This is a genomic window from Microcoleus sp. FACHB-831 (genome assembly GCF_014695585.1).
In the GTDB taxonomy this organism is placed as follows: domain Bacteria; phylum Cyanobacteriota; class Cyanobacteriia; order Cyanobacteriales; family FACHB-T130; genus FACHB-831.
Window position 1 is genome coordinate 52460 of record NZ_JACJON010000046.1, and the last position, 20334, is coordinate 72793.

At 48.1% G+C, this 20334-nt stretch carries 18 protein-coding genes; 7 read left to right on the top strand and 11 right to left on the bottom strand.

Features of this window, described 5'->3' with window-relative positions:
- Positions 1-689 precede the first annotated feature (689 nt).
- The 4 genes from rpoB to rpsT form a co-directional block, all read right to left on the bottom strand.
- Positions 690-4049: a DNA-directed RNA polymerase subunit beta gene (rpoB, locus tag H6F77_RS12425; protein ID WP_190488905.1), complete on the bottom strand. Its 3360-nt coding sequence runs from the start codon at positions 4047-4049 to the stop codon at positions 690-692.
- Positions 4050-4462: 413 nt separating this feature from the next.
- Positions 4463-5302: a TatD family hydrolase gene (locus tag H6F77_RS12430; RefSeq protein ID WP_190488907.1), complete on the bottom strand. Its 840-nt coding sequence runs from the start codon at positions 5300-5302 to the stop codon at positions 4463-4465.
- A 36-nt stretch (positions 5303-5338) separates the two neighbouring features.
- Positions 5339-5470: a hypothetical protein gene (locus H6F77_RS28370; protein WP_255515735.1), complete on the bottom strand. Its 132-nt coding sequence runs from the start codon at positions 5468-5470 to the stop codon at positions 5339-5341.
- Positions 5471-5499: 29 nt separating this feature from the next.
- A complete protein-coding gene (gene rpsT, locus H6F77_RS12435; RefSeq protein WP_190488909.1) occupies positions 5500-5823 on the bottom strand; it encodes a 30S ribosomal protein S20 in 324 nt (107 codons plus the stop codon).
- Positions 5824-6438: 615 nt separating this feature from the next.
- Between rpsT and hisD the strand changes: the two genes are divergently transcribed.
- On the top strand, positions 6439-7743 hold the full coding sequence (hisD, locus tag H6F77_RS12440; RefSeq protein WP_190488911.1) for a histidinol dehydrogenase: 1305 nt from the start codon (positions 6439-6441) through the stop codon (positions 7741-7743).
- A gap of 126 nt (positions 7744-7869) precedes the next feature.
- Positions 7870-8295 (top strand): universal stress protein, encoded by a 426-nt coding sequence (locus tag H6F77_RS12445; protein ID WP_190488913.1) that lies wholly within the window; start codon positions 7870-7872, stop codon positions 8293-8295.
- A 545-nt stretch (positions 8296-8840) separates the two neighbouring features.
- Here the strand turns inward: H6F77_RS12445 and H6F77_RS12450 are convergent.
- Positions 8841-8978, bottom strand: a complete 138-nt coding sequence (locus H6F77_RS12450) for a hypothetical protein (protein ID WP_190488915.1) — start codon at positions 8976-8978, stop codon at positions 8841-8843.
- Positions 8979-9554: 576 nt separating this feature from the next.
- On the opposite strand from H6F77_RS12450, the gene H6F77_RS12455 reads away from it, so the two are divergent.
- Entirely contained in the window at positions 9555-11519 is a 1965-nt protein-coding gene (locus H6F77_RS12455; protein WP_190488917.1) for a CHASE2 domain-containing protein, read from the top strand.
- 162 nt (positions 11520-11681) lie between these two features.
- On the top strand, positions 11682-12644 hold the full coding sequence (locus tag H6F77_RS12460) for a DUF928 domain-containing protein (protein WP_190488919.1): 963 nt from the start codon (positions 11682-11684) through the stop codon (positions 12642-12644).
- A gap of 162 nt (positions 12645-12806) precedes the next feature.
- On the opposite strand, the gene H6F77_RS12465 is transcribed toward H6F77_RS12460, so the two are convergent.
- The gene (locus H6F77_RS12465) at positions 12807-13193 is read right to left on the bottom strand and encodes a hypothetical protein (RefSeq protein WP_190488921.1); all 387 of its coding nucleotides are present in this window, start codon (positions 13191-13193) and stop codon (positions 12807-12809) included.
- A 187-nt stretch (positions 13194-13380) separates the two neighbouring features.
- Here H6F77_RS12465 and H6F77_RS12470 point away from each other — a divergent pair, with 187 nt between their 5' ends.
- Positions 13381-14265, top strand: a complete 885-nt coding sequence (locus tag H6F77_RS12470; protein ID WP_190488923.1) for a slipin family protein — start codon at positions 13381-13383, stop codon at positions 14263-14265.
- On the opposite strand, the gene H6F77_RS12475 is transcribed toward H6F77_RS12470, so the two are convergent.
- The 3 genes from H6F77_RS12475 to H6F77_RS12480 form a co-directional block, all read right to left on the bottom strand.
- Positions 14219-15505: an FAD-dependent hydroxylase gene (locus tag H6F77_RS12475; protein WP_190488925.1), complete on the bottom strand. Its 1287-nt coding sequence runs from the start codon at positions 15503-15505 to the stop codon at positions 14219-14221. The genes H6F77_RS12470 and H6F77_RS12475 overlap by 47 nt on opposite strands.
- Before the next feature lie 92 nt (positions 15506-15597).
- Complete coding sequence (locus H6F77_RS28375; protein WP_255515736.1) at positions 15598-15732, bottom strand: hypothetical protein; 135 nt, start codon at positions 15730-15732, stop codon at positions 15598-15600.
- 171 nt (positions 15733-15903) lie between these two features.
- Positions 15904-16380, bottom strand: coding sequence for an orange carotenoid protein N-terminal domain-containing protein (locus tag H6F77_RS12480; protein ID WP_190488927.1), 477 nt, complete (start codon positions 16378-16380; stop codon positions 15904-15906).
- Positions 16381-16521: 141 nt separating this feature from the next.
- On the opposite strand from H6F77_RS12480, the gene H6F77_RS12485 reads away from it, so the two are divergent.
- Positions 16522-16770 (top strand): hypothetical protein, encoded by a 249-nt coding sequence (locus H6F77_RS12485; protein ID WP_190488929.1) that lies wholly within the window; start codon positions 16522-16524, stop codon positions 16768-16770.
- A gap of 50 nt (positions 16771-16820) precedes the next feature.
- Here the strand turns inward: H6F77_RS12485 and H6F77_RS12490 are convergent, their stop codons facing one another.
- Complete coding sequence (locus H6F77_RS12490; RefSeq protein WP_375335935.1) at positions 16821-17240, bottom strand: ExbD/TolR family protein; 420 nt, start codon at positions 17238-17240, stop codon at positions 16821-16823.
- Positions 17206-17853: a MotA/TolQ/ExbB proton channel family protein gene (locus H6F77_RS12495; RefSeq protein ID WP_190488933.1), complete on the bottom strand. Its 648-nt coding sequence runs from the start codon at positions 17851-17853 to the stop codon at positions 17206-17208. The genes H6F77_RS12490 and H6F77_RS12495 overlap by 35 nt, the downstream gene beginning before the upstream one ends.
- 299 nt (positions 17854-18152) lie before the next feature.
- Here H6F77_RS12495 and H6F77_RS12500 point away from each other — a divergent pair, with 299 nt between their 5' ends.
- A complete protein-coding gene (locus H6F77_RS12500) occupies positions 18153-20147 on the top strand; it encodes an energy transducer TonB (RefSeq protein ID WP_190488934.1) in 1995 nt (664 codons plus the stop codon).
- Positions 20148-20334 lie beyond the last annotated feature (187 nt).

The window sequence follows — 20334 nt, forward strand, 5'->3', positions numbered from 1 at the left end:
ATGGGTACTGTTGGAGTGCCCATATTAACTACTTAGTGCGATCGCTTTCAGCAATTGGACTTATAGAAACATCCTACTCTTGTGTTAAATGAGTCATTGTTTCCCCATATGTCAGTGTTTGTTGTATCTCATCACCTATGGAAATAAAGCTTTGTTTTAGTTAAGACAGATGTTAGTACGACTTGGAGTACTTTTCCTTTCGTTTGGGCTTCGCGCAATTAGGGGCGATGCTGAAGGTTGTAATTTAAAGAGCGCAATAAGTACCCGGCTTGTTAACTAAACAGACTTGATGAGGCGCTATGTGTCTAGCGGCTTTCAATTTTTTGTACAACTGTCAGCTTAGGATTTGCTGGAAGATATTTAGAAGCGTACAATTTTTCGCGTTTCTTACAATGTGTTTGAGGCGATGAAAAAATAGCATTTTGCGGTTTACCTTTATGTAGCCATCCCTCTGAAATTGGAGATTAACTGCTGTAATAATGCAGCTAGTTGGGGGTAATTCTTCTAAAGAGCAAAGCGTGAAAGAGCAGCGATGAGATAAATCAACGGATTGTTTTAAATGCATCTGTTGAGTTTAATTTCTTAGATCGCGCTTTTGTCGAAATAATTAATCATCTCGCGCTCAATTCACGCCTGCTTTCTTGGTTCGGTGTCGCGCCCCAAATAAGGGCGCGACCTACTACAAGAAATTAAACCTCATCTTCCTCCAATTCTTCTCGACTTAGAGACTCATAAGTTGGTCTCGTGGGCGTGCGACGATTAGACACATCTGCCATCAAATCAACCTCCACATCGCGGCTGCTTCCGTCTTCCTTGGTATCCACTTTATGGACGGCGATATCCAAGCCTAGCGACTGCAATTCGCGCATTAGCACCTTAAACGACTCTGGCGTACCCGGACGAGGAATAGATTTCCCCTTCACGATCGCGTTGAGTGCCTCGTTCCGTCCCTGCATATCGTCGGATTTCACCGTCAGCAACTCTTGCAGAGTATACGCTGCGCCAAATGCCTCCAGCGCCCATACTTCCATTTCCCCGAATCGCTGACCCCCCTGCTGCGCTTTGCCGCCTAAAGGCTGCTGCGTCACCAGCGAGTATGGCCCTGTGGAACGTGCGTGTATCTTGTCGTCTACCAAATGCACGAGCTTCAGCATATACGCCTTGCCCACTGTAATTGGTCGGTCGAAAGCCTCGCCTGTCCGTCCGTCGTAAACAGAAATTTTCCCCGCATTTTCCGGGTCAAATACCCATCCCTTACCAGGCCGCGATCGCGCTTCGTCTAACTTTCCATGCACGGTCTCTCGCGATGACTCGCTTCCGTACATCTCGTCAAACGGCACCATCTTAAACCGCATATCCAGGATCTCTCCTGCCCATCCCAGCAAGCACTCAAACACCTGCCCCACATTCATCCGCGACGGAACCCCCAACGGATTTAGCACAATGTCCACTGGCGTCCCATCCGGCAAATACGGCATATCCTCGCAAGGTAGAATCCGGGAAATAATCCCCTTATTCCCATGGCGTCCTGCCATTTTGTCCCCAACCTGGATCTTCCGCTTCTGCGCTACATATACGCGCACCACCATGTTCGCCCCAGGTGGCAACTCATCTCCCTGTTCCCGCGTAAACACGCGCACATCCACCACGCGCCCCTTCTCTCCGTTGGGTACTCGCAGCGAGTTGTCCCGCACGTCCCGCGCTTTTTCTCCAAATATCGCCCGCAGTAACTTCTCTTCAGGCGGCTGGTCAGATTCACCCTTCGGCGTCACTTTGCCCACCAGGATATCCCCGGCTTCCACCCAAGCACCAATTCGGATAATGCCAGTCTCGTCCAACTGGCGCAGCGCGTCCTCACCCACATTCGGGATTTCCCGCGTAATCTCTTCAGGCCCCAGCTTGGTTTGCCGCGCCTCTATTTCATACTTCTCAATGTGGATGCTCGTGTATACATCGTCATACACCAGCCGTTCGCTAATCAGAATCGCATCTTCGTAGTTATATCCTTCCCAAGGCATATAAGCCACTAAGATATTCTGTCCCAGCGCCAGCTCTCCTCCTTCAGTCGAAGAACCGTCTGCTAGCACCTGACCTGCAACTACATCATCCCCCTCAAACACTAAGGGGCGCTGGTTCAAACAAGTATCCTGGTTCGACCGCTGGTACTTCTGAATTTCATACACGATCTCGGCTGGCTGGTCGTTGTGTGCGTTCCGCCCTCCCTTAGATCGTCCTTCTTCCAACAACTGACCGTCAGATGTAGGACGAACTCGGATAGTCGTGGCGTCCACATAAGTAACTTCGCCATCCGTCTTCGACACGATCACCATGCCGCTATCTCGCGCCGCCTGAGCTTCCAGTCCCGTCCCTACCAAAGGACGCTCTGGCCGCAACAGAGGTACAGCCTGACGCTGCATGTTAGATCCCATCAGTGCCCGGTTGGCATCGTCATGCTCCAAAAAGGGAATCAAACTTGTGGCAACGGAGATAATCTGCACCGGGGAAACCAGAACAAAATCCACTTGATCCGGCGTCGTGGTTGCAAATTCCTGTCGATACCTAACGGGCACTACAGACCCAATAATGTACCCGTTCTCATCTACGGGTATGTCTCCTGGTGCAACTTGCTTGTCATCTTCTTCGTCCGCCGTCATGTAAATCGGCGCACGCTCTTTCAGCACCCGTCCGTTTTCTACAGGCCAGAATGGTGTCTCGATAAATCCATACTGATTCACCCGTGCATGAGTTGCCAAACTGCCAATCAAACCTGCGTTCGGGCCTTCTGGCGTCTCGATGGGGCAAATCCGTCCGTAGTGCGATGGGTGAATATCCCGAACGGCAAAACCTGCCCGTTCCCGCGTCAGACCGCCAGGGCCAAGGGCGCTGAGACGCCGTTTGTGGGTCAGTTCCGCCAGTGGGTTTGTCTGATCCATGAACTGCGACAGCTGGGAGGAACCAAAAAATTCCTTAATTGCCGCCACCAAAGGTTTGGGGTTCACCAAACTTGCTGGGGTTAGCGTCTCGCTATCGGATACGGTCATCCGTTCCCGAATGATCCGCTCAAGTCGGTTAATGCCTACCCGTACTTGGTTTTGCAACAGCTCTCCGACGCTCCGCACTCGGCGATTTCCCAAGTGGTCGATATCGTCTGTTTGACCGATGCCAAATTCCAAGTTAATTAGATAGTCCACCGCCGCCAATATGTCTTGCGGTGTCAAAATCCGCATTGTGTCTGGAACGCTAAGGCGCAGCTTTTTGTTGATCTTGTAGCGACCAACGCGACCCAGATCGTATCGTTTCGGGTCAAAAAAGCGGGAATCTAATAGCTGCTGTCCGCCAGTTACGGTTGGGGGTTCGCCCGGACGCAGCTTCCGATACAGTTCCATCAGCGCTTCTTCTTCGCTGGGGTTCCCTTCTTTTTCTAGGGTTTTTTGAAAGTATTCTGGGTGGCGCAGGGCATCGAAAATTTCGCCGTCGCTCAGTCCTAGAGCTTTCAGCAACACCTGTACTGATAGTTTCCGGGTTTTGTCAATTCTTACCCAGACTATATCGTTTTTGTCGGTTTCAAATTTCAGCCACGCTCCCCGGTTGGGAATTAGGCTGGCTGAGTATGTACGGCGTCCGTTTTTGTCGGTTTCGCTTTTGTAGTAGACTCCGGGCGATCGCACTATTTGGTTGACTATCACTCGCTCGGCACCGTTGATGATAAAGGTACCGCGATCGGTCATCAAGGGCAGATCGCCGATGAATACTTCTTGTTCTTTTATTTCTCCAGTTTCTTTGTTAATTAACCGAGTAGGGACGTACATTTGCACGGCGTAGCTTGCGTCTCTGCGCTTTGCTTCGTCTACGTCGTATTTAGGCCATTTTAGTTTGTAATCTTTGCCCAAAAAGTGCAATTCTAGCTTGCCTGTATAGTCTGTAATAGGGCTAAAGCTGTTGAGTTCTTCAATCAGTCCCTCTTCCAGAAACCAGCGGAAGCTGGAGCGCTGAATTTCTACTAGGTCGGGCAACATATAGGCTGGTGCCAGTGCAGTCTGATTAGCCATGCGTCTCCTCCCACAAGCGGGAATTTGATTGTTATTTGTGTTTTGTTTACGGCACTGAATGGGCCGAGGGAACGTAGCACAACACTAAAGCGGGGCGGGGCTTTAGAAGCGGTTTTTACCACCCCAAACTGATAATATTTGTCGCTTTGACGGGTAAACTTGCCGCTAAGTGGTTAGTAGTAGAGATGCAACTACTGGCGTCTCTACTACTAACACCTGCTAAGTTCATAAGGTAAGAACTCAATTTTTTTAAGGCTGTCTTTTTTTCTCTAATTGCAGCTCTGGTGGTAATCACCTTAAGATTTGTTTACGGATGGTTTGGCGGCCAGTAGGCGCGAGGACGAGGCTCTGTTATTATCGGGAAAGGCTGCAATGCCTGTCTGCGTGAAAATATTCTGTTCATAGCAAGAGTATTAACTATTATGACGCAGAGAAACTTCGTTGTGGGGAAAAGGCAGAATTACCTGCTCTTCTACTGAAATTCCAAATAGGTCGCAGGCATTTTGAGTGGTTTGGGCGGCAAGAGTCTCTAAGGATACACCTCTAAGTTGGGCTACGCACTCGGCTACATAACGAACGAATGAGGGTTCGTTACGTTTACCCCGTTTGGGAACTGGTGCTAGAAAGGGACAATCAGTTTCAATTAGGAGGCGATCGCTTGGAACCATACGCGCAGATTCCTGAATCTGAATGGCGTTTTTAAAGGTCACGATGCCGCTGAAACTAATATGAAAGCCCAAATCGAGAAACCATTGGGTTTCTTCTGGCGTTCCTCCCCAGCAATGCATCACACCCCGCACGGGTACGGCAGTCTTTTTGCTAAACTCCCGAACCATATCGCGCAGAACGCTTGCAGCGTCGCGACAGTGGATAATTACTGGCATGTCTAGTTGATGCGCTACGTTTAGCTGCGCCTCAAACACCTGTTTCTGCTGCTGATTGTTTTCGGCTTTGTAAAAATCCAAGCCGATTTCGCCAATTGCTACGACTCGACGGTCAGAACTAGCAAGAACCCCGATCTGTTTCTCGGTTTCTGATGTCCATTTCTCAGCGTCTAAAGGATGCAACCCTACAGCAAAGAAAAGCTCTGGAAACTGGTCGGCCAATGCTTGGATGCTGGGAAACTCAGATGGTTCCACGCAAGAATGTATAAGCCGAACAACACCTGCTTCTTGCCAACGAGCGCGTACCGCTTCCAGCTCTTGCTGGAAGACGGCAAAGTTGATATGGACGTGAGTGTCAATCAACTGCATTGGTGCTGTCTCCCTTTATTAGCGATTTGTGTTTGGTTACATCTGTCGCCAAGAAGCCGCCGTTCCGGGGCGCACGACCAGCAACACGATAGCTTGTTGACTTGCCAATTCCTTCTCGCTAATGGTAGATGAACAAATTACTGGCTGGTAGCCAGTTTTTTCCAGCACTTGCAGTAGAATCGGGGTTCTGCGCCGATCTATGAAGCCTCTGACTGCTGAGTTGCGGCAGATTTAGGTGCCACTACACGTTGCAGCGATCGCGCTAGCCGGGATTTTTTCCGGGCGCCGTTGTTTATATGCAAAACACCCCGCTTTACGGCTTTATCTATTTTGCTGTAAGCAGCTGCCATATGGCTCTGCACTTCATTCATCGCTTCTGGGCTGGGGTTAGCCGCATATTTCTCTACCGAAGCCAGATATTTCTTCATCAGGGTCTTCACCGCTGATTTGTAAGCCTTGTTGCGAAGTCGGTTGCGCTCGGCTGTATGTACACGCTTAATAGCAGACTTAATATTTGCCACAGTGACCAGTTTGTATGGAAAAAGACAGAATCCTAGATTGTCTACTATAACATCTATTCTAGAAAATCGCGATCGCTCTTTAAAATCAGGTTAAGCTATGAAGATGGGGAAGATAGCTGTCTGGGTTAGGCAAGCAGTACCCAAGCAGGATAGGTAATACAGTACACGGAAACCCATCTGGCAAGTTAAAATAAGCGCGAGTACCCCTAATCAGGGGAAGTGAATAAAAACGTGTTGCTGTAGAGACGTTGCATACAAGGTTTCTACATGAGACAGCAGATGTCGGCACCGTTACTGGCCTTTAGGCATTCAAAAACGGGCAAACGCTATTCGCGCCTTGGATACGCGGAGATGAGTGACCAAAACAAACCAGCCCCGCATGAAAAGCTGCTGTCCCCCACTAGGGGTTATGAGCTTGGCTCGTCGGCGGGAGTAAGGTGAGTAAGGGTAGGCTGAATCGGTTTAATTGCGATCCATATAGATTTTAGATTGATGAGTAATCAAAAATCAAAATTTAAAAATCGATATGCTGATAACTGTAAACTAACAGCTCCCAACTGGATGCTTGTCAACCTGTTTTCGGGCGGTTAATTCCTAAATGGGCATTGCGACTCCATGCTGCGAATAATTACTCAGCTGGCTGAGGCACAAACTGAACTGCGGCGTATCTGCGATCGCACTCACGACGACCAGACTGTTCACAAAGAGGCAACCGTTCGGGAAGTTATCCAAGCGGTAAAGCGTCAGGGAGATAAGGCCATCCTGCACTACACGGAGGAGTTTGACGGTCAAACCCTCAGTGCGGAAGAGTTGCGCGTTAGTGGCTCGGAATTGGATGCTGCATATCAACAGGTATCCAAAGAGTTGCTAGACGCGATTCAATTGGCGCGTCAACAAATAGAGGCATTTCACAGACAGCGGGTACCCAAATCGTGGGTGCAATTTGGCGATGATGATGTCGTGCTGGGCAAGCGCTACACTCCTGTGGATAGGGCTGGATTGTACATTCCTGGGGGTAGGGCGTCTTATCCCAGTACGGTTTTGATGAATGCCATCCCTGCTAAAGTGGCTGGCGTACCAAGAATTGTGATGGTGACGCCGCCAGGATCGGAGAAAACGATTAACCCGGCTGTCCTCGTGGCGGCGCAGGAAGCTGGCGTACAGGAAATTTATCGGGTAGGTGGTGCCCAAGCGATCGCCGCTTTGGCGTATGGTACGGAAACCATCCCCAAGGTAGATGTCATAACTGGCCCTGGCAATATATATGTCACCCTAGCCAAGAAACTTGTCTACGGCACGGTGGGAATTGACTCGCTAGCAGGGCCATCGGAAGTGCTAGTGATAGCAGATAGCGGGGCAAATCCCGTCCACGTAGCGGCTGATATGTTGGCGCAAGCGGAACACGACCCAATGGCGGCAGCAATTTTGGTGACGACCGAGGCCAGTCTGGCCAAAAAAGTGCAGGCAGAGGTAGAGTGGCAGCTGAGGGAACATCCGCGACGAGTGCTGACCGAGAAAGCGATCGCTCACTACGGTCTAATTGTCCTTGTCGAATCTTTGGAAGTTGCGGCAGCACTTTCCAACGAATTCGCCCCAGAACACCTAGAACTCGAAGTGGAAGAACCTTGGGAGCTACTTGACAAAATTCGCCATGCTGGTGCTATTTTCTTGGGTAACTCAACACCAGAAGCGGTGGGAGATTACTTAGCGGGGCCGAACCACACCTTGCCAACATCGGGTGCAGCCAGATATGCTTCGCCGCTGGGAGTGGAAACATTTATGAAACACTCCAGCCTGATTCAATACTCGCCAGCAGCACTTGATAAGGTGGCAAATGCCATCCAGATTTTGGCAAAAGCAGAGGGGTTGCCTTCCCATGCCGAATCGGTGAGACTGCGATCGCAAGAGACTGAGGATTAAGGACTGGGAATGGGATAATTTCTCGAAATTAGAGGCTAGTGGTATTCTCTGAAAGAGGGGAAGTCTTTTATTATCGTGTGTCCCAATCCCTTCTTAGATCGCCCCTAGATAAAAGGAGACTGTTCGGTGCTAAAAACCATTTTGGTGGCTCTCGACGGTTCAGATCTGTCGCAGCGAGTGATGCAGTGTCTGGAGGAACTCCAACTCCAGCCAGCAACAAAAATTGTCCTGTCCCACGTTATTTCCTCAAGTGGAACTGATGTAGAAGTGGCAGTCGATCGACCTCATGGTTTTTCAGAGGAGTTGCCCTATCGAGAGATTGAAAAGAAGCTGGAATCCTACCAGGAGTATTTGCCCTACGAGAGTGAACTAGAAATTGTTACGGGCGATCCGGCAGAAGAAATCGTGCGTCTAGCTCATATTTACAAGGCTGACTTGATTTTAATCGGCAGTCGTGGGTTAACTGGGGTGGAGCGAATTATAGAAGGGTCTGTCAGCAGTGAGGTTGTAGCGGATGCGCCTTGTTCTGTCCTCGTGGTTAAGCCAGAATAAAGCTGTTAAGCAAGGCAAAAGCATTCCCAGGCAGAGCCTGGGAACGAGGGCAAAAGGCAAAAGAAAGAAAACTTGTGTTACCACGACAAGAAGCCTAGTGAATATAGGCTTCTTAAATGTGGAACAGCTTATAACAAATAATCAACTGGGGGCGTAGGAATGTATTGCCATACGCCCCCAGAGCAATAGATACCCCCAGTTCCCTTTTTAAGGGAGTTGATAAGCTTATTTGTTGCAAAACTAAAGTGAAATGCTATTACCACTGGCGGTTTTTTTCGAGAAAGCTGGTTGACGTTCAAATCATTGAATCAATTTGGTAATAGTGCGCGGGGATTTGAGTAGGTTTCCCATCTCGTCACTTGCTAAGTAAGGTTGACAGGTGTTTAGTTTGGGAATATTTGAGCTAAAAACGCTGCGAGAGCAACGTAGGCAAACTTCCGATCGCATACCCAATATTTGGCGTGTGTTCCCAACAGTTTAAGTTTGAATTGATAAGGATAGCAAAATTTCAATTCGTGTAATTTAGGCAAAGCGTTATAACTTTGCTATTCTTTGCCTCTGGCATCGATTTCATACTTTCCGGTGTTGGAAATTTTGATAATTTTGCCAATATCATAGGAGTAACCCCAACCAATATCGATGCAACCGCCTCCATCTAGGAAGGCGCGGAATTTCAGAATCATATCTGAATCGATACAATGAGATTAGTTAAGTTAGTGGGGAGCGCATCTATCCTCACTAGCCAAAAAATGATAACTGCAATTGATTTTATGCGATCGCTAGCTTCGATAGAGCTTCAAATTTCGTTCAACGATATTTATGAAGGAGTTAAGTTTTAATTAAATAGCACGTTGGGAAGATGCTCGTTCGCGCTGCATTCACGCAGGTATAAGAAATTCTTAAATTAGACAACTGTAGAGGAAATCAAGATAACATCCCGGCTGAAAAGCTAAACTAGGGAAACTCTCCCAACCAACTGAGATGGTTGCTGCCAAAATGCTCAAAACTATATACTAAACTGCGATCGCGCCCTTAAAAGGCTTCAAGGCTGCTACTCATTCAATCCAGGCTAACAGCGATCGCGCTAATATTTCTGCTTGGTATAACGATATTTCAAGACATAATAATTTAGAGCGATTGCCTGCTTTGCGTTACTTAGCAATTGAGCTAATTGTCTCGTGACGATTGACAAGTTATAGGTTAAGACAGTAAAAGCATCTTAATCGCAGCTCGCAGCGCACCTTAAAACTATCTAGAATATGTGGAAAAAGCTCGGAGAAAAAATCTGGGAATGGCGCGGCATATTGACAACTGCTCCCACCGTTGCCGGGATTGCGATCGCCCTGCGCTTATCTGGTGCATTGCAAGGCTTGGAATGGTCAGCCCTAGATCAATACTTCCGCTGGCGCCCAGCAGAAAAACGCGACGAGCGTATTGTAATTGTTGGCATTAATGAAACCGATATTCAAAAGTACGGATGGCCTATTCGCGACGATCTCTTGGCTCAACTGCTAGAGGAAATTAAAACACAGCAGCCTAGAGCAATTGGTCTAGATATTTACCGAGATTTACCTCTAGAACCAGGACACCAGAAGCTAGTCAAAATATTTGAATCAACGCCCAATTTAATTGGCATTGAAAAAACAATTGGGAATAAAAATAGCTCTGCTGTTGCTCCTGCACCTGCCCTAAAAAAACGCGGATTAGTAGGCGCTAATGATGTAGTCGAGGATGCAGATGGCAAGTTGCGTCGCGGGATGCTAAAACTGACATCACCAGAGGGCAAAATAGTATCCAGCTTAGGACTAAGACTGGCAGAAATTTATCTCAAAGCCGAGGGCGTTACTCCTCAACGCGCTGATGGATATCCGAAATATATTTTGCAGTTAAATGGACTAATATTTCCACGTTTTAGAAGCGATGATGGTGCTTATGTTGGTGCAGATGCAGGCGGCTATCAAATTTTGCTTAACTACAGGGGGCCAGCCCAAAGTTTTCGCACTATCTCGCTAGCAGATATCTTAGAAAAACGATATCCAGACGCTTTGCGCGATCGCATTGTTTTGATTGGTTCTGCGGCTACTAGCCTGAATGATTTCTTCCAAACTCCTTACAGCATTAATACTACGGAACGCACTCCAGGCGTAGAAATTCAAGCCAATTTAACTAGCCAGATATTGAGTACAGCTCTCGATGGTCGTACACTAATTCAAGTCTGGCCCGAACCTGCGGAGTGGCTGTGGATTTTATTGTGGTCTTGTATCGGTACAATTTTGAGTTGGAAATTGCGCGACGTGGAAGGTAATAGTAAGCGATCGCTTAGTTGGATATTCACCAGCATTTTATTAGCAGGAGGCAGTTTGCTGGGCGGGTCTTATCTTCTTTTTTTAGGGGGAGTTTGGATACCCGTTGTGCCCTCGTTTCTAACTTTAATTGCTTCCGCAACTGCGATCGCTGCTTATGTTGCGTACCTAGAAGGCGAAGACCGACAAACTGTGATGAATTTGTTTGGTCGTCATGTTAGTCCCAAAATTGCCGAAGCGATTTGGCGCGATCGCCAGCAATTGCTAACTGAAGGACGCCTCCGGGGACAACAAATTACCGCAACGGTGCTATTTACCGACCTCAAAGGTTTTAGTACCGTTGCCGAAATGCTCGATCCTGAAACGTTAATGTCTTGGCTTAACGAGTACATGGATGCTATGTCCCAGATTGTTCTAGAGTGCGGTGGCGTCGTTGATAAATTTATTGGCGATGCTGTTATGGCTGTGTTTGGCGTTCCTATTCCCAGCACTACAGATGAAGCGATCGCCCGCGATGCACAACAAGCTGTTACTTGCGCCCTAGCAATGGGAGAAAAACTGCGATCGCTCAATCAACAATGGCAATCGCAGGGACTCCCCACCGTCGCCATGCGCGTCGGTATTGCCACTGGTGTGGTGGTGACTGGTAGCCTCGGCGGTTTCCAAAGAATCGAGTACACAACTATTGGCGACACTGTTAACGTAGCATCCAGACTAGAAAGCTATGATAAGTCGATAGATGGCGGTATTTGCCGAATTTTAATCAACGACGAAACTTACTATCGCCTTAAGGGCAAATATCCTACCAAAAGGCTCGGTAGCTTCCAACTTAAGGGGCGCGAACAGCAGACAGACATTTACCAAGTTATGGTAGAAAATGCTTCCGATAACGATGCAATAAGTCAGAAGTCAGCAGGCTAGATATGCGATTTAGCCTCGATTCAGGAAATCACAAGCCGTCTGGTGTATTAACTTATACTTTCTTATTCAAAACACAATTTCGATAGGTATTAAATCACACACCTCCACGCTGCGATCGCGCAAAATGTTTAAAAATTAAGTAAAATTACAGTATTTTCTCTTATGCTTACCCGCCGTCAATTAGGGACTGTATTTACAGCAACTACATCAGTTATTTTGCTCAACTGGTTGTATTTGCTCGACATTCCGCCCAATTACCTGTTTAAACAAAGTTCAACCGCAAAAGCAAACGAACTGCTAAAGTCCGAGCCTCAAAAGGGTAGAGACGAGCTGGGTTCTCCCAAAGGTACGAGTGTAACTGGAGGGCAGGCGCGTCCCGAATCTAATAATGATGACAATCCGGGATCTCCTAAAGGCGGCACAATAGGAAGTGGATCGCGGATGCGTTATGAGTCTGATGATGGTGTTGACGTTAGCCCACCCAGCAGCGGTATTGGCTCTCCGCAAAGAATTGTTCCACCGCTTCCCCGAAATGCAACACCTCGCCGGAAGGTAGCGCCCCGATGCCAAAATGATAGCCAGTCAGCGCCTGTATCCCTAACCTTGCTAGTTCCTGAGAAGCACAGGGGATTGACTGCATCAGGTCGTCCTACGTTTGTCTGGTATTTGTCTGACGTTCCAGGAGTACCTATGAGGTTTAGCCTCACCGACCCAGAAGGAAAGACTACATTTATCGATCAAAAGATTGAGGCGCCCCAGGCTGGCATTAATAAGCTGGAAATGCCAAAAGATAAACCAGAACTGGTTTCAGGGCAGACATACCGCTGGACGCTATCCTTGGTTTGTAATAAACGTCAGGCTTCTCCGAATGTAGCGCGAGCAACGATTAAGCGCGTAGACGCACCACAAAAACTCCAAGAACAACTGGCAGGTAAGACTTTAGAGAGCGACAAGGCAATAATTTATGCTAGAGCAGGATACTGGTATGATGCCCTAGCAGCAAGTTTAGCGGCTAGAGCTGCTAACCCCAACGATGCCGCTGTTCGCGATGATTTCTTGTCCCTTCTAGATCAAGTAGGGCTGAATGAAATAACAAAGCAACAGCGATCGCAACTAACTAGGTAAACAATACATCTCATTTATCAGTATTTAGCCCTTAGATATCCCTCCCATCGTTGTTAAAAAGAGGGAACAAAGCCCCCCTTTCTAAGGGGGGTTGGGGGGATCGAAGCCTTAACCGAAAAGTATTGATGAGGTAAAGCAAAAGCAAAAACAGTGTTTTTTCTTTTATACTTTTTGCTTCAAAAGAAATTCGCGCAGGCTCAACAAACTAACACTTTGAGCTAAATTTAGCGGCAGCATCGACACTCCTTCAAGGCGAGACTGCACCCAACTTTCTCCCCAATACCACTCGTGATAACCGTCAATACCCTGACTCAATAGCAGGCGCAGACAGTTAGACTCCGCTACTTCTACATGGTGTTGAATTGGAACTGCTCCAACCCAGTTTGTGAATGTCAATCCTGAGTGCAACTGTTCGGGCATTCCAGGTGAAAAGCGCTGCGCCCACATCCACCGACTCAGCAGCGACGGACGCAGCAAACTGTCGCCGATGACAGCAGCCGATGCTTCTACTTCAATTCGGATATGGCTTTGTTGAAAAGTTCCTAACATTTGTTAATAGGGTGTTACAAGCGAGCAAGTAGTATTGATATTGCAATGGAATCGCTACCCTATGTGTAGCACATTAAAAAAGGCTGAAAGGCGCGATCGCGTTTTTCTCATATGCAGGGCGATCGCGATCGCTGCCCATCTGTAGCCACGACTAGAATAGATATAGGCAAAATTAGCCCGCTTGCATATGGAAACTATTCTAGGCACGATTTTAGCTATAGCTCTATTTCTAGGAGCTTCAGGACTCAAACTAGATCGGGAATATGAACGCGGCGTCATCTTCCGACTTGGCAGAACCAAAGGTGTCATGGGGCCGGGGATGTATTGGATTGTACCTTGGATGGATCAAAAAACCCAGGTTGATATCCGCACCAAAACTGTCAATATCGAACCCCAAGAAACCGTTACGGCTGACAGCGTAACAATAAAAGTCAACGCCGTTCTTTATTACCGAATTATTGACCCTGCCAAGGCAATTATTAAGGTCGAAAATTACAATCTTGCTGTCTATCAAGCCGCGCTAACGACCTTAAGAAATGTAGTTGGCCAAAATATTTTGGATGATGTTCTACAAAACCGGGATAAAATCAACAACAAAGTCCAAGAAATCGTTGATGAAATCACAGAACCTTGGGGCGTTGTAATTGAAAGGGTGGAAATGAAAGATGTGGAAATTCCACCTTCTATGCAGCGGGCAATGGCGAAGGAAGCAGAAGCAATTAGGGAAAAACGCGCCCGTATAATTAAAGCGGCTGCGGAACAAGAAGCATCAATTAAGTTAGCAGAAGCTTCTCAAGTGATTATGCAAAACCCAGCCGCATTAGAATTGCGGCGTCTGCAAATGCTGACAGAAATCGGGGCTGAAAATAACACTACGACAGTGATTATGATGCCGTCCGATATTATTCATGCGGCTAAAAGTTTGCCAGGTGCGATCGCCAATGTCATTACCAATGGAAATCAAGTAACAGCATTGCCGAATGGTAATCAAGCCGCGCCGCTTCCTTTCCAGCCAGAGGTATTTCTTAGCGGGAAGCCAGTTGAGGATGACGCCCCCTTAGACCAGTCATAAGCTGCAAAGCATAAGTCTTAAACGGACGAATTCCATTTAGCATTATTAAACCCAAGCGGCGAATTGCTACCAAGGGCAACCAATTATTAGAAAACATCCGATCTAAGAAATCGGTGAAACCGAGAATCGTTAGGTTCTCGGTTTTTCGCCAACGTTCGTAGCGTTTGAGGACGCGCAAATCGCCGATATCTTCACGGCTATTGTGGGCAGATTGCAAAACTTGAGCCAAAGCAGCTGCATCTCGGATGCCCAGGTTCATTCCTTGTCCGGCAACGGGATGACAACAGTGGGCAGCATCGCCAATTAGGGCTAGTCGAGGTTGAGTGTAGCGATCGCTCTGCATTAACTGTACTGGAAACAGATAGCGATCGCCCACCAGTTCCAAACGCCCCAGCTTTCCCGCCGTGCGCCGTTCCAACTCTGCCAAAAATTCTTCTTTGTCCAGTTCCTTCAAGGCTTTCGCTTCCGCGTGCGGTGCAGTCCACACAACCTGACACCTATTTCCCGGTAGAGGCAGAACCCCCATCGGACCGCTAGGCCAAAAACGCTCGTAGGCGATATTATTGTGCGAGTATTCTGGTTTAATTGTTGCAACTACGCAAGATTGCCAGTAAGGCCAGCCTTGGGTGCCGATACCAGCAGCAGTGCGAATGGGAGACTTTGCACCATCTGCCGCCACCAGCAAGCGAGTGCGAATTTTAGATTTTAGATTTGGGATTTTGGATTGGGGAATCTCCCCTTTCACCATAATTTCTAATTCAACAGCGTCCGCTTGATAGTCAGCACTAATTACTTCTGCGGGACACAGCCAATGCACGTTCGGGCAATCTTGCAAGCACTCTTGCAAAGCTGTCAGCAACACTCGATGTTCCGCTCCATATCCAAGTCCATCTGTGCCTAAATCCGGGGGGTGGAATTGCACCACTCCGGGATAGTCAGCGTCAGACAGGCTAATTTGTCCGAATGTAGCGATTTGCGGTAATATTTTGTCCCAGATGCCGATTCCTTCAAAGATACGCCCGGACATCACGGAAATAGCATAAGCTCGGCCTATAGCAGCGGCAGCAGACTGGGGCGATCGCTCAATTAATACTACGCTCAACCCGGAATCTTTCAAAGCAGCCGCGAGAGTTGCCCCGACAATGCCACCGCCCACAATTGCTAGATCGTAGTCAAAATCTTGCTGGTGTGTGGGTGTCTCCGCTGTCAAACTTGGTTGAGTTATCTGTTCCAGCGCCATTGTTAACAAAATTTATCAAAACAAGAGAAATATTTACTCTATTTTATTCTGACGCGAACATCTGGGTTGATCAAGTTGACATTAGCGGTGCATTACAAATCAAACACTACTGTTAACTGCACGTTGATGTAATTTTCCCCGAGTTTGCCAACGTAAAGCAGTGTAGCGGCGCGATCGCGTGGAGTCTCTGATGCTCTTAGAATATCACCCTGCACGATCTCCCCCATTACGTTTTGACCCGGAGCAGTTGCTCCGGGTCAAGACGATGCTCACAATTGCAGGCGAGTGCTTTAGGATGGGTAATCAGCAGATTTAATGTCACCCCTACTAATTGCATTGCAATCTAGAAGGGGATTTTTTACGAGAAAGCTTCCTCCAAACACTCCCATACATTTGTCCTATACAGGAGCGCCTTGCTGAGGGTGGCTCCCCATTTGAGCCGCCGCCGCACGGGCGAAACTCACCCGGTTTTCAAAGTCGAGTTGCTTGACTTGAGCTACAAACTGGTCTGTTTCAGAGGGCAGTTTATAGTCAGCGGGCATACCAATGATGCGACCGTCTTCCATGCCTTGTGCTAAACGCAACCACACATCCATCTTGGCGCTAGGGCTTAAAGCACCATAAGAACGGCTAATTTCATTATCTACTCGTCCAGCTATGTCGCGCTGTGCTTGCAGTTGTTGGTCGTGGGGTAGTGCTTCAATGCTGTGATAGAAGGCTTCAGCAATGTCTTGGGAAGCAGGTGCGTTTGCTGGGTTAAGACCTTCTTTGAGGTCGAGGTAGCCGAACCATAGCAAGGCGAGTTGAGTATCGACATCGAAGCGCCCAAGGGCTTCAACTACTTGCAGAATGTTTTTATCTGTCGTAACTGTCATAGATTTCTCCAATTGCTTTATTTACAGATTGAGGTTTTAAACCAGTCAAGGCAACTTTGTATCGCCTTCACTATTAAGTTTTAATAAGCTGGCAAGTATTATTACCCCTGCTGAAGACAGATATGGGGATCGGTACTATTGATGGATGTAGATAGTAAAGATTTGCTACAACTGCACTCAGAAAAGCGATCGCTCGTTGGTTGCTGTAATTCAAGCGGCTATAGGTTTTCAATAAAAATGCAGAACCCCGCTAGCAGCATTAGCGGGGTTCATAAGTTATGGCGTTGTATTGTTTGCAAAGAGAATTATTTAATAAATTATCTCGGCATTGGCATTGGCTATAGTCTAGCCATCAAGGCGATCGCTACTTCTCAAGTACATGGAAATTAGCCGATTAATTCTCAATTAACTGCTGAGATGAAGAGCAATGGTCTTCTAAGTTAACGTTTCTGGGCAGCGATCGCCAACTTTGCTCCTTTAATTTGACGCACGCGATCCATCACCTCAACCACTTGCCCGTGATTCACCCCTTTATCTGCATTCAGCACTACGAGCGCTTCTTGATTAGGCTGGAGCAACTGACGCACGCCTGCTTCCAGCGCGTCTAGCTCAATTGGCTGGCGATTGAGGGCTAACCGTCCCTGCTGGTCAATCGTCACCGTAATTTGCGCTGGCGGCTGAGTTTGGACAGTCGATGCTTGCGGCAAATTGACGGCTAATCCCTCCGAGCGAGACAAATAAAGGGATGACATGATGAAGAAAGTCAAAATGGCGAAGATCACATCGATCATCGGCACTATATTTATCTGGGGCGGTATATCTGGCTCATCGGGTAGACGCATGGCGCGATCCTCTTTCATAACGACGGCGGTAGAGCAATTCTAGCTGACCGCTGTACTCTTGAATCAGTGCTATTTGACGCAGATAGAATCCTCGAAAAGCATTAGAAAAAAACAAAACAAACATAGCAACAACTAAGCCCGAGGCTGTGGAAACCAATGCCTCACTAATCCCTGCTGTCACTCCTGTGGTTTTGGTACTCCCCGCATCGCCCAATGTCAGTGAGGCAAACGAGTTAATCAACCCCAAAACTGTCCCCAGCAAACCCAGAAGGGGTGAAAGACTAACGATAGTGTCAAACACAACGTTAAATCTTTTCAGCACAGGAATCTCTGCTTGAGCTTCACTTTCGAGAGCCAAACGGAATTCCTCTGGATTGGGATCTTCCAGTTCTAAAGCCGCTAAAAAGATGCGCGCAATAGGCAAATCGGCATTAGCTTGTAGCTTTTTCAGCGCTACGTCCGGATTCTGCTGATATGCAGATAGCGCATCTCGCACTACACGACGTTGCCGTTGAGTAACACGAAACCAAAAAGCTATACGCTCTGCAATGAGGGCTGTCCCTACTACGGAAAATGCCAGCAGCGGCCACATTACCACGCCGCCTGCAATAAAAAGCTCAGTAATTCCCATGTACTTTTCTAGGGCAATTTAGAAGGCAAAGGAAGCTTACCAGATTGCTCTGCGGCAAAGCTGATATAACTTCTCTTGTGAAATTAAACCTAATGCAAATTCCTGTCAAGTATTTTATTACTACATAACCGTAATATTTATTTACAATAAAAACTTTGTACTTTGAAGTGCGGCGAACCGTGCTGTTGAGGCTTTGGCTGTAGAAATGCATTAATACAGGGATTGAGTTTTTTTACTTGACATTTGCTCCTAACAGCCGTAAGTTTACTCAAGCAGATGCTAATCATTGGCAATAAGGTATGAGCTTGTCAAGCATTGCTGTACAGCAGCGAGAAAAAGAAGAGGAGGCCCTGAGGTCGTTCTTAGCCTACGGCCTCATGGGTTCCATTGGGCTGCATATAGCGTTGCTGACGCTCGGCAGTTTTTGGGTCAAAAATGCTGAATTTGCAGAGGAACCGGTTGAAATCGTAGTTGTAGATGCGCCTACTGTTGAAACGATAAAACCCCCAGAGAAGAAACTAGAAGAAAAGATTCAACCGAAAGACACTTCACTAGGGGGAGGAGGCTCTGGCGGGGGGTCTGGAGGCAAAGCGGGAGGAGGCTCTGGCGGTGGTGGCTCCAGCAGCCCCGCCGTAGCTACAAGCAGCGAAACCCCCGATACTAGATTTGCGCCTTCATTTAAACCAACCGCTTATGTGCCACCAACTGAAACTATTAAACAGCAATCACTTGCCCGCTTGCTGCCCCCTCCCTTGCCCAAGCCTGACCTGAAGCCAACACCCCTGCCTACGGTACCGCCAGAAGTAGCCCAAACTGTAGAGCCGACCCCCATACCGACAGTACCGCCGGAAGTAGCTCAAACTGTCCAACCGACGCCGCCACCACCAATTCCAGAACCTACGGTATCGCCTGAAGTAGCCCAAACTGTAGAGCCAACGCCCGTACCGACACCAGTGGCTAGTTTGCCGCCTGCACCGATAGAAACCCCTTCGCCGACGCTAACACCGCTTCCGGAAAAACTGCCGGAACCACCGCGAGTTAGTACGCCATCACCAATCCCTACCGCTACTCCAGAAACAAGGCCAACCGAATCGCCTGCTGTTCCTGTGACGCCATCTCCACAACTTGAAAAGCCAGAACGCACAACACAGCGACAGCAACCTTTTGGACAAGTTACCGACAGATTAAGAGATCTTCTAGGACAGAAAAATACCCCAGAACGTCAAGAAATTGCTAAGAACGATCCAAGCCCGTCAAACAACAGCAGTGAAGCGGGCGATCGCACTAGCATTCCTGGTAGTGAGTCAAACGGTGGAAGAAGTGGCGGTGGTACAAGCACTAGCCCCGGCACAGGTTCTGGCAATGGCACAGGGTCTGGCTCTGGCAATGGCACAGGGTCTGGCTCTGGCAATGGTACAGGTTCCGGCTCTGGCAATGGCACGGGGTCTGGCTCTGGCAATGGTACAGGGTCTGGCTTTGGCAATGGCACAGGTTCTGGCTCTGGAAGTGGTTCTGGAGATGGCACAGGGTCTGGTTCTGGAAGTGGTTCTGGAAATACCGGGCCGATCGCCACAGGCCCAGGACAGGGAGCAGCTCCTAGAAATCGCGATCGCAAACGTTCTACAACAGGTTCTGGCTCTGGTCGTGCCTCTTGCCGCAGGTGTCCCGAACCAAAATATCCCAGAGGCTCTGAAAATTTAGAAGGCAGAGTGGTTGTAGAGATAGAAATTGACAGAGATGGCAATGTGCTTGACGCACGGCCTGCTAAATCCAGCGGTCACGACATACTCGATCAAGCCGCCGTCGAAACTGTAAAAAACGAGTGGAAGTTCTCCAGATCTGAAAGCGGACAGCGCATAAGGGCAGGACTTAACTTTACTAAGAAGAACTCAGATTTCGCTCGTGAAGCCCGAGAACGCGAACTTCGCGCTCAGAGACAACGGGAAATTCGCGAACAGCAAGAACGCGAAATTACCGCTAAAAGAGAACGCGAAATTCGCGAACAGAGAGAAGAAGAACTTCGCGAACAGCAAGAGCGCGAACAAAAAGAACAAGAAAGGTTAAACCGCGAGATTCCAAAGGTGCCAGAGTCACCGTCTCTGCCTGCTTTACCAACGCCTGAGTCTAGAACTAAACCAGAAGCTTCTCCCAAACCTGCAACTCCTGCACCAGAACCCCCGCCATCACCATTACCAGAACCACCACCATCGCCAGAACTCCCGCCATTACCTGAACCAGCATCGCCACCGCCTGAATCGGAATCGCCACCGCCTGAACCTGTGAAGTTAGAGTAGGATGCTGCTGGCAAAGGTTGACTGCTTATAGGTTTTTTGAATAAGGCTATAGCTCAGAGGCCGCCTTTGGCGGCCTTCCGCCTAACTTTGACGTGCAGACACCGCTCGTGCAACGCACGCGATCGCCAACCTTTAAAGAAAACTTTTTCACGCTTAACACTAAAATTTCTCATTTATTAATGAAATT

Bases quoted from the DNA above. Each gene is read 5' to 3' on its own strand.
- H6F77_RS12490 (WP_375335935.1), bottom strand. From the start codon at position 17,240: ATGAAAGAGGATCGCGCCATGCGTCTACCCGATGAGCCAGATATACCG.
- H6F77_RS12495 (WP_190488933.1), bottom strand. From the start codon at position 17,853: ATGGGAATTACTGAGCTTTTTATTGCAGGCGGCGTGGTAATGTGGCCG.
- H6F77_RS12455 (WP_190488917.1), top strand. From the start codon at position 9,555: ATGTGGAAAAAGCTCGGAGAAAAAATCTGGGAATGGCGCGGCATATTG.
- H6F77_RS12485 (WP_190488929.1), top strand. From the start codon at position 16,522: ATGGATGTAGATAGTAAAGATTTGCTACAACTGCACTCAGAAAAGCGA.
- rpoB (WP_190488905.1), bottom strand. From the start codon at position 4,049: ATGGCTAATCAGACTGCACTGGCACCAGCCTATATGTTGCCCGACCTA.
- hisD (WP_190488911.1), top strand. From the start codon at position 6,439: ATGCTGCGAATAATTACTCAGCTGGCTGAGGCACAAACTGAACTGCGG.
- H6F77_RS12480 (WP_190488927.1), bottom strand. From the start codon at position 16,380: ATGACAGTTACGACAGATAAAAACATTCTGCAAGTAGTTGAAGCCCTT.
- H6F77_RS12465 (WP_190488921.1), bottom strand. From the start codon at position 13,193: ATGTTAGGAACTTTTCAACAAAGCCATATCCGAATTGAAGTAGAAGCA.
- H6F77_RS12500 (WP_190488934.1), top strand. From the start codon at position 18,153: ATGAGCTTGTCAAGCATTGCTGTACAGCAGCGAGAAAAAGAAGAGGAG.
- H6F77_RS12450 (WP_190488915.1), bottom strand. From the start codon at position 8,978: ATGATTCTGAAATTCCGCGCCTTCCTAGATGGAGGCGGTTGCATCGAT.
- H6F77_RS12475 (WP_190488925.1), bottom strand. From the start codon at position 15,505: ATGGCGCTGGAACAGATAACTCAACCAAGTTTGACAGCGGAGACACCC.
- H6F77_RS12460 (WP_190488919.1), top strand. From the start codon at position 11,682: ATGCTTACCCGCCGTCAATTAGGGACTGTATTTACAGCAACTACATCA.
- H6F77_RS12430 (WP_190488907.1), bottom strand. From the start codon at position 5,302: ATGCAGTTGATTGACACTCACGTCCATATCAACTTTGCCGTCTTCCAG.
- H6F77_RS28375 (WP_255515736.1), bottom strand. From the start codon at position 15,732: ATGGGGGAGATCGTGCAGGGTGATATTCTAAGAGCATCAGAGACTCCA.
- H6F77_RS12470 (WP_190488923.1), top strand. From the start codon at position 13,381: ATGGAAACTATTCTAGGCACGATTTTAGCTATAGCTCTATTTCTAGGA.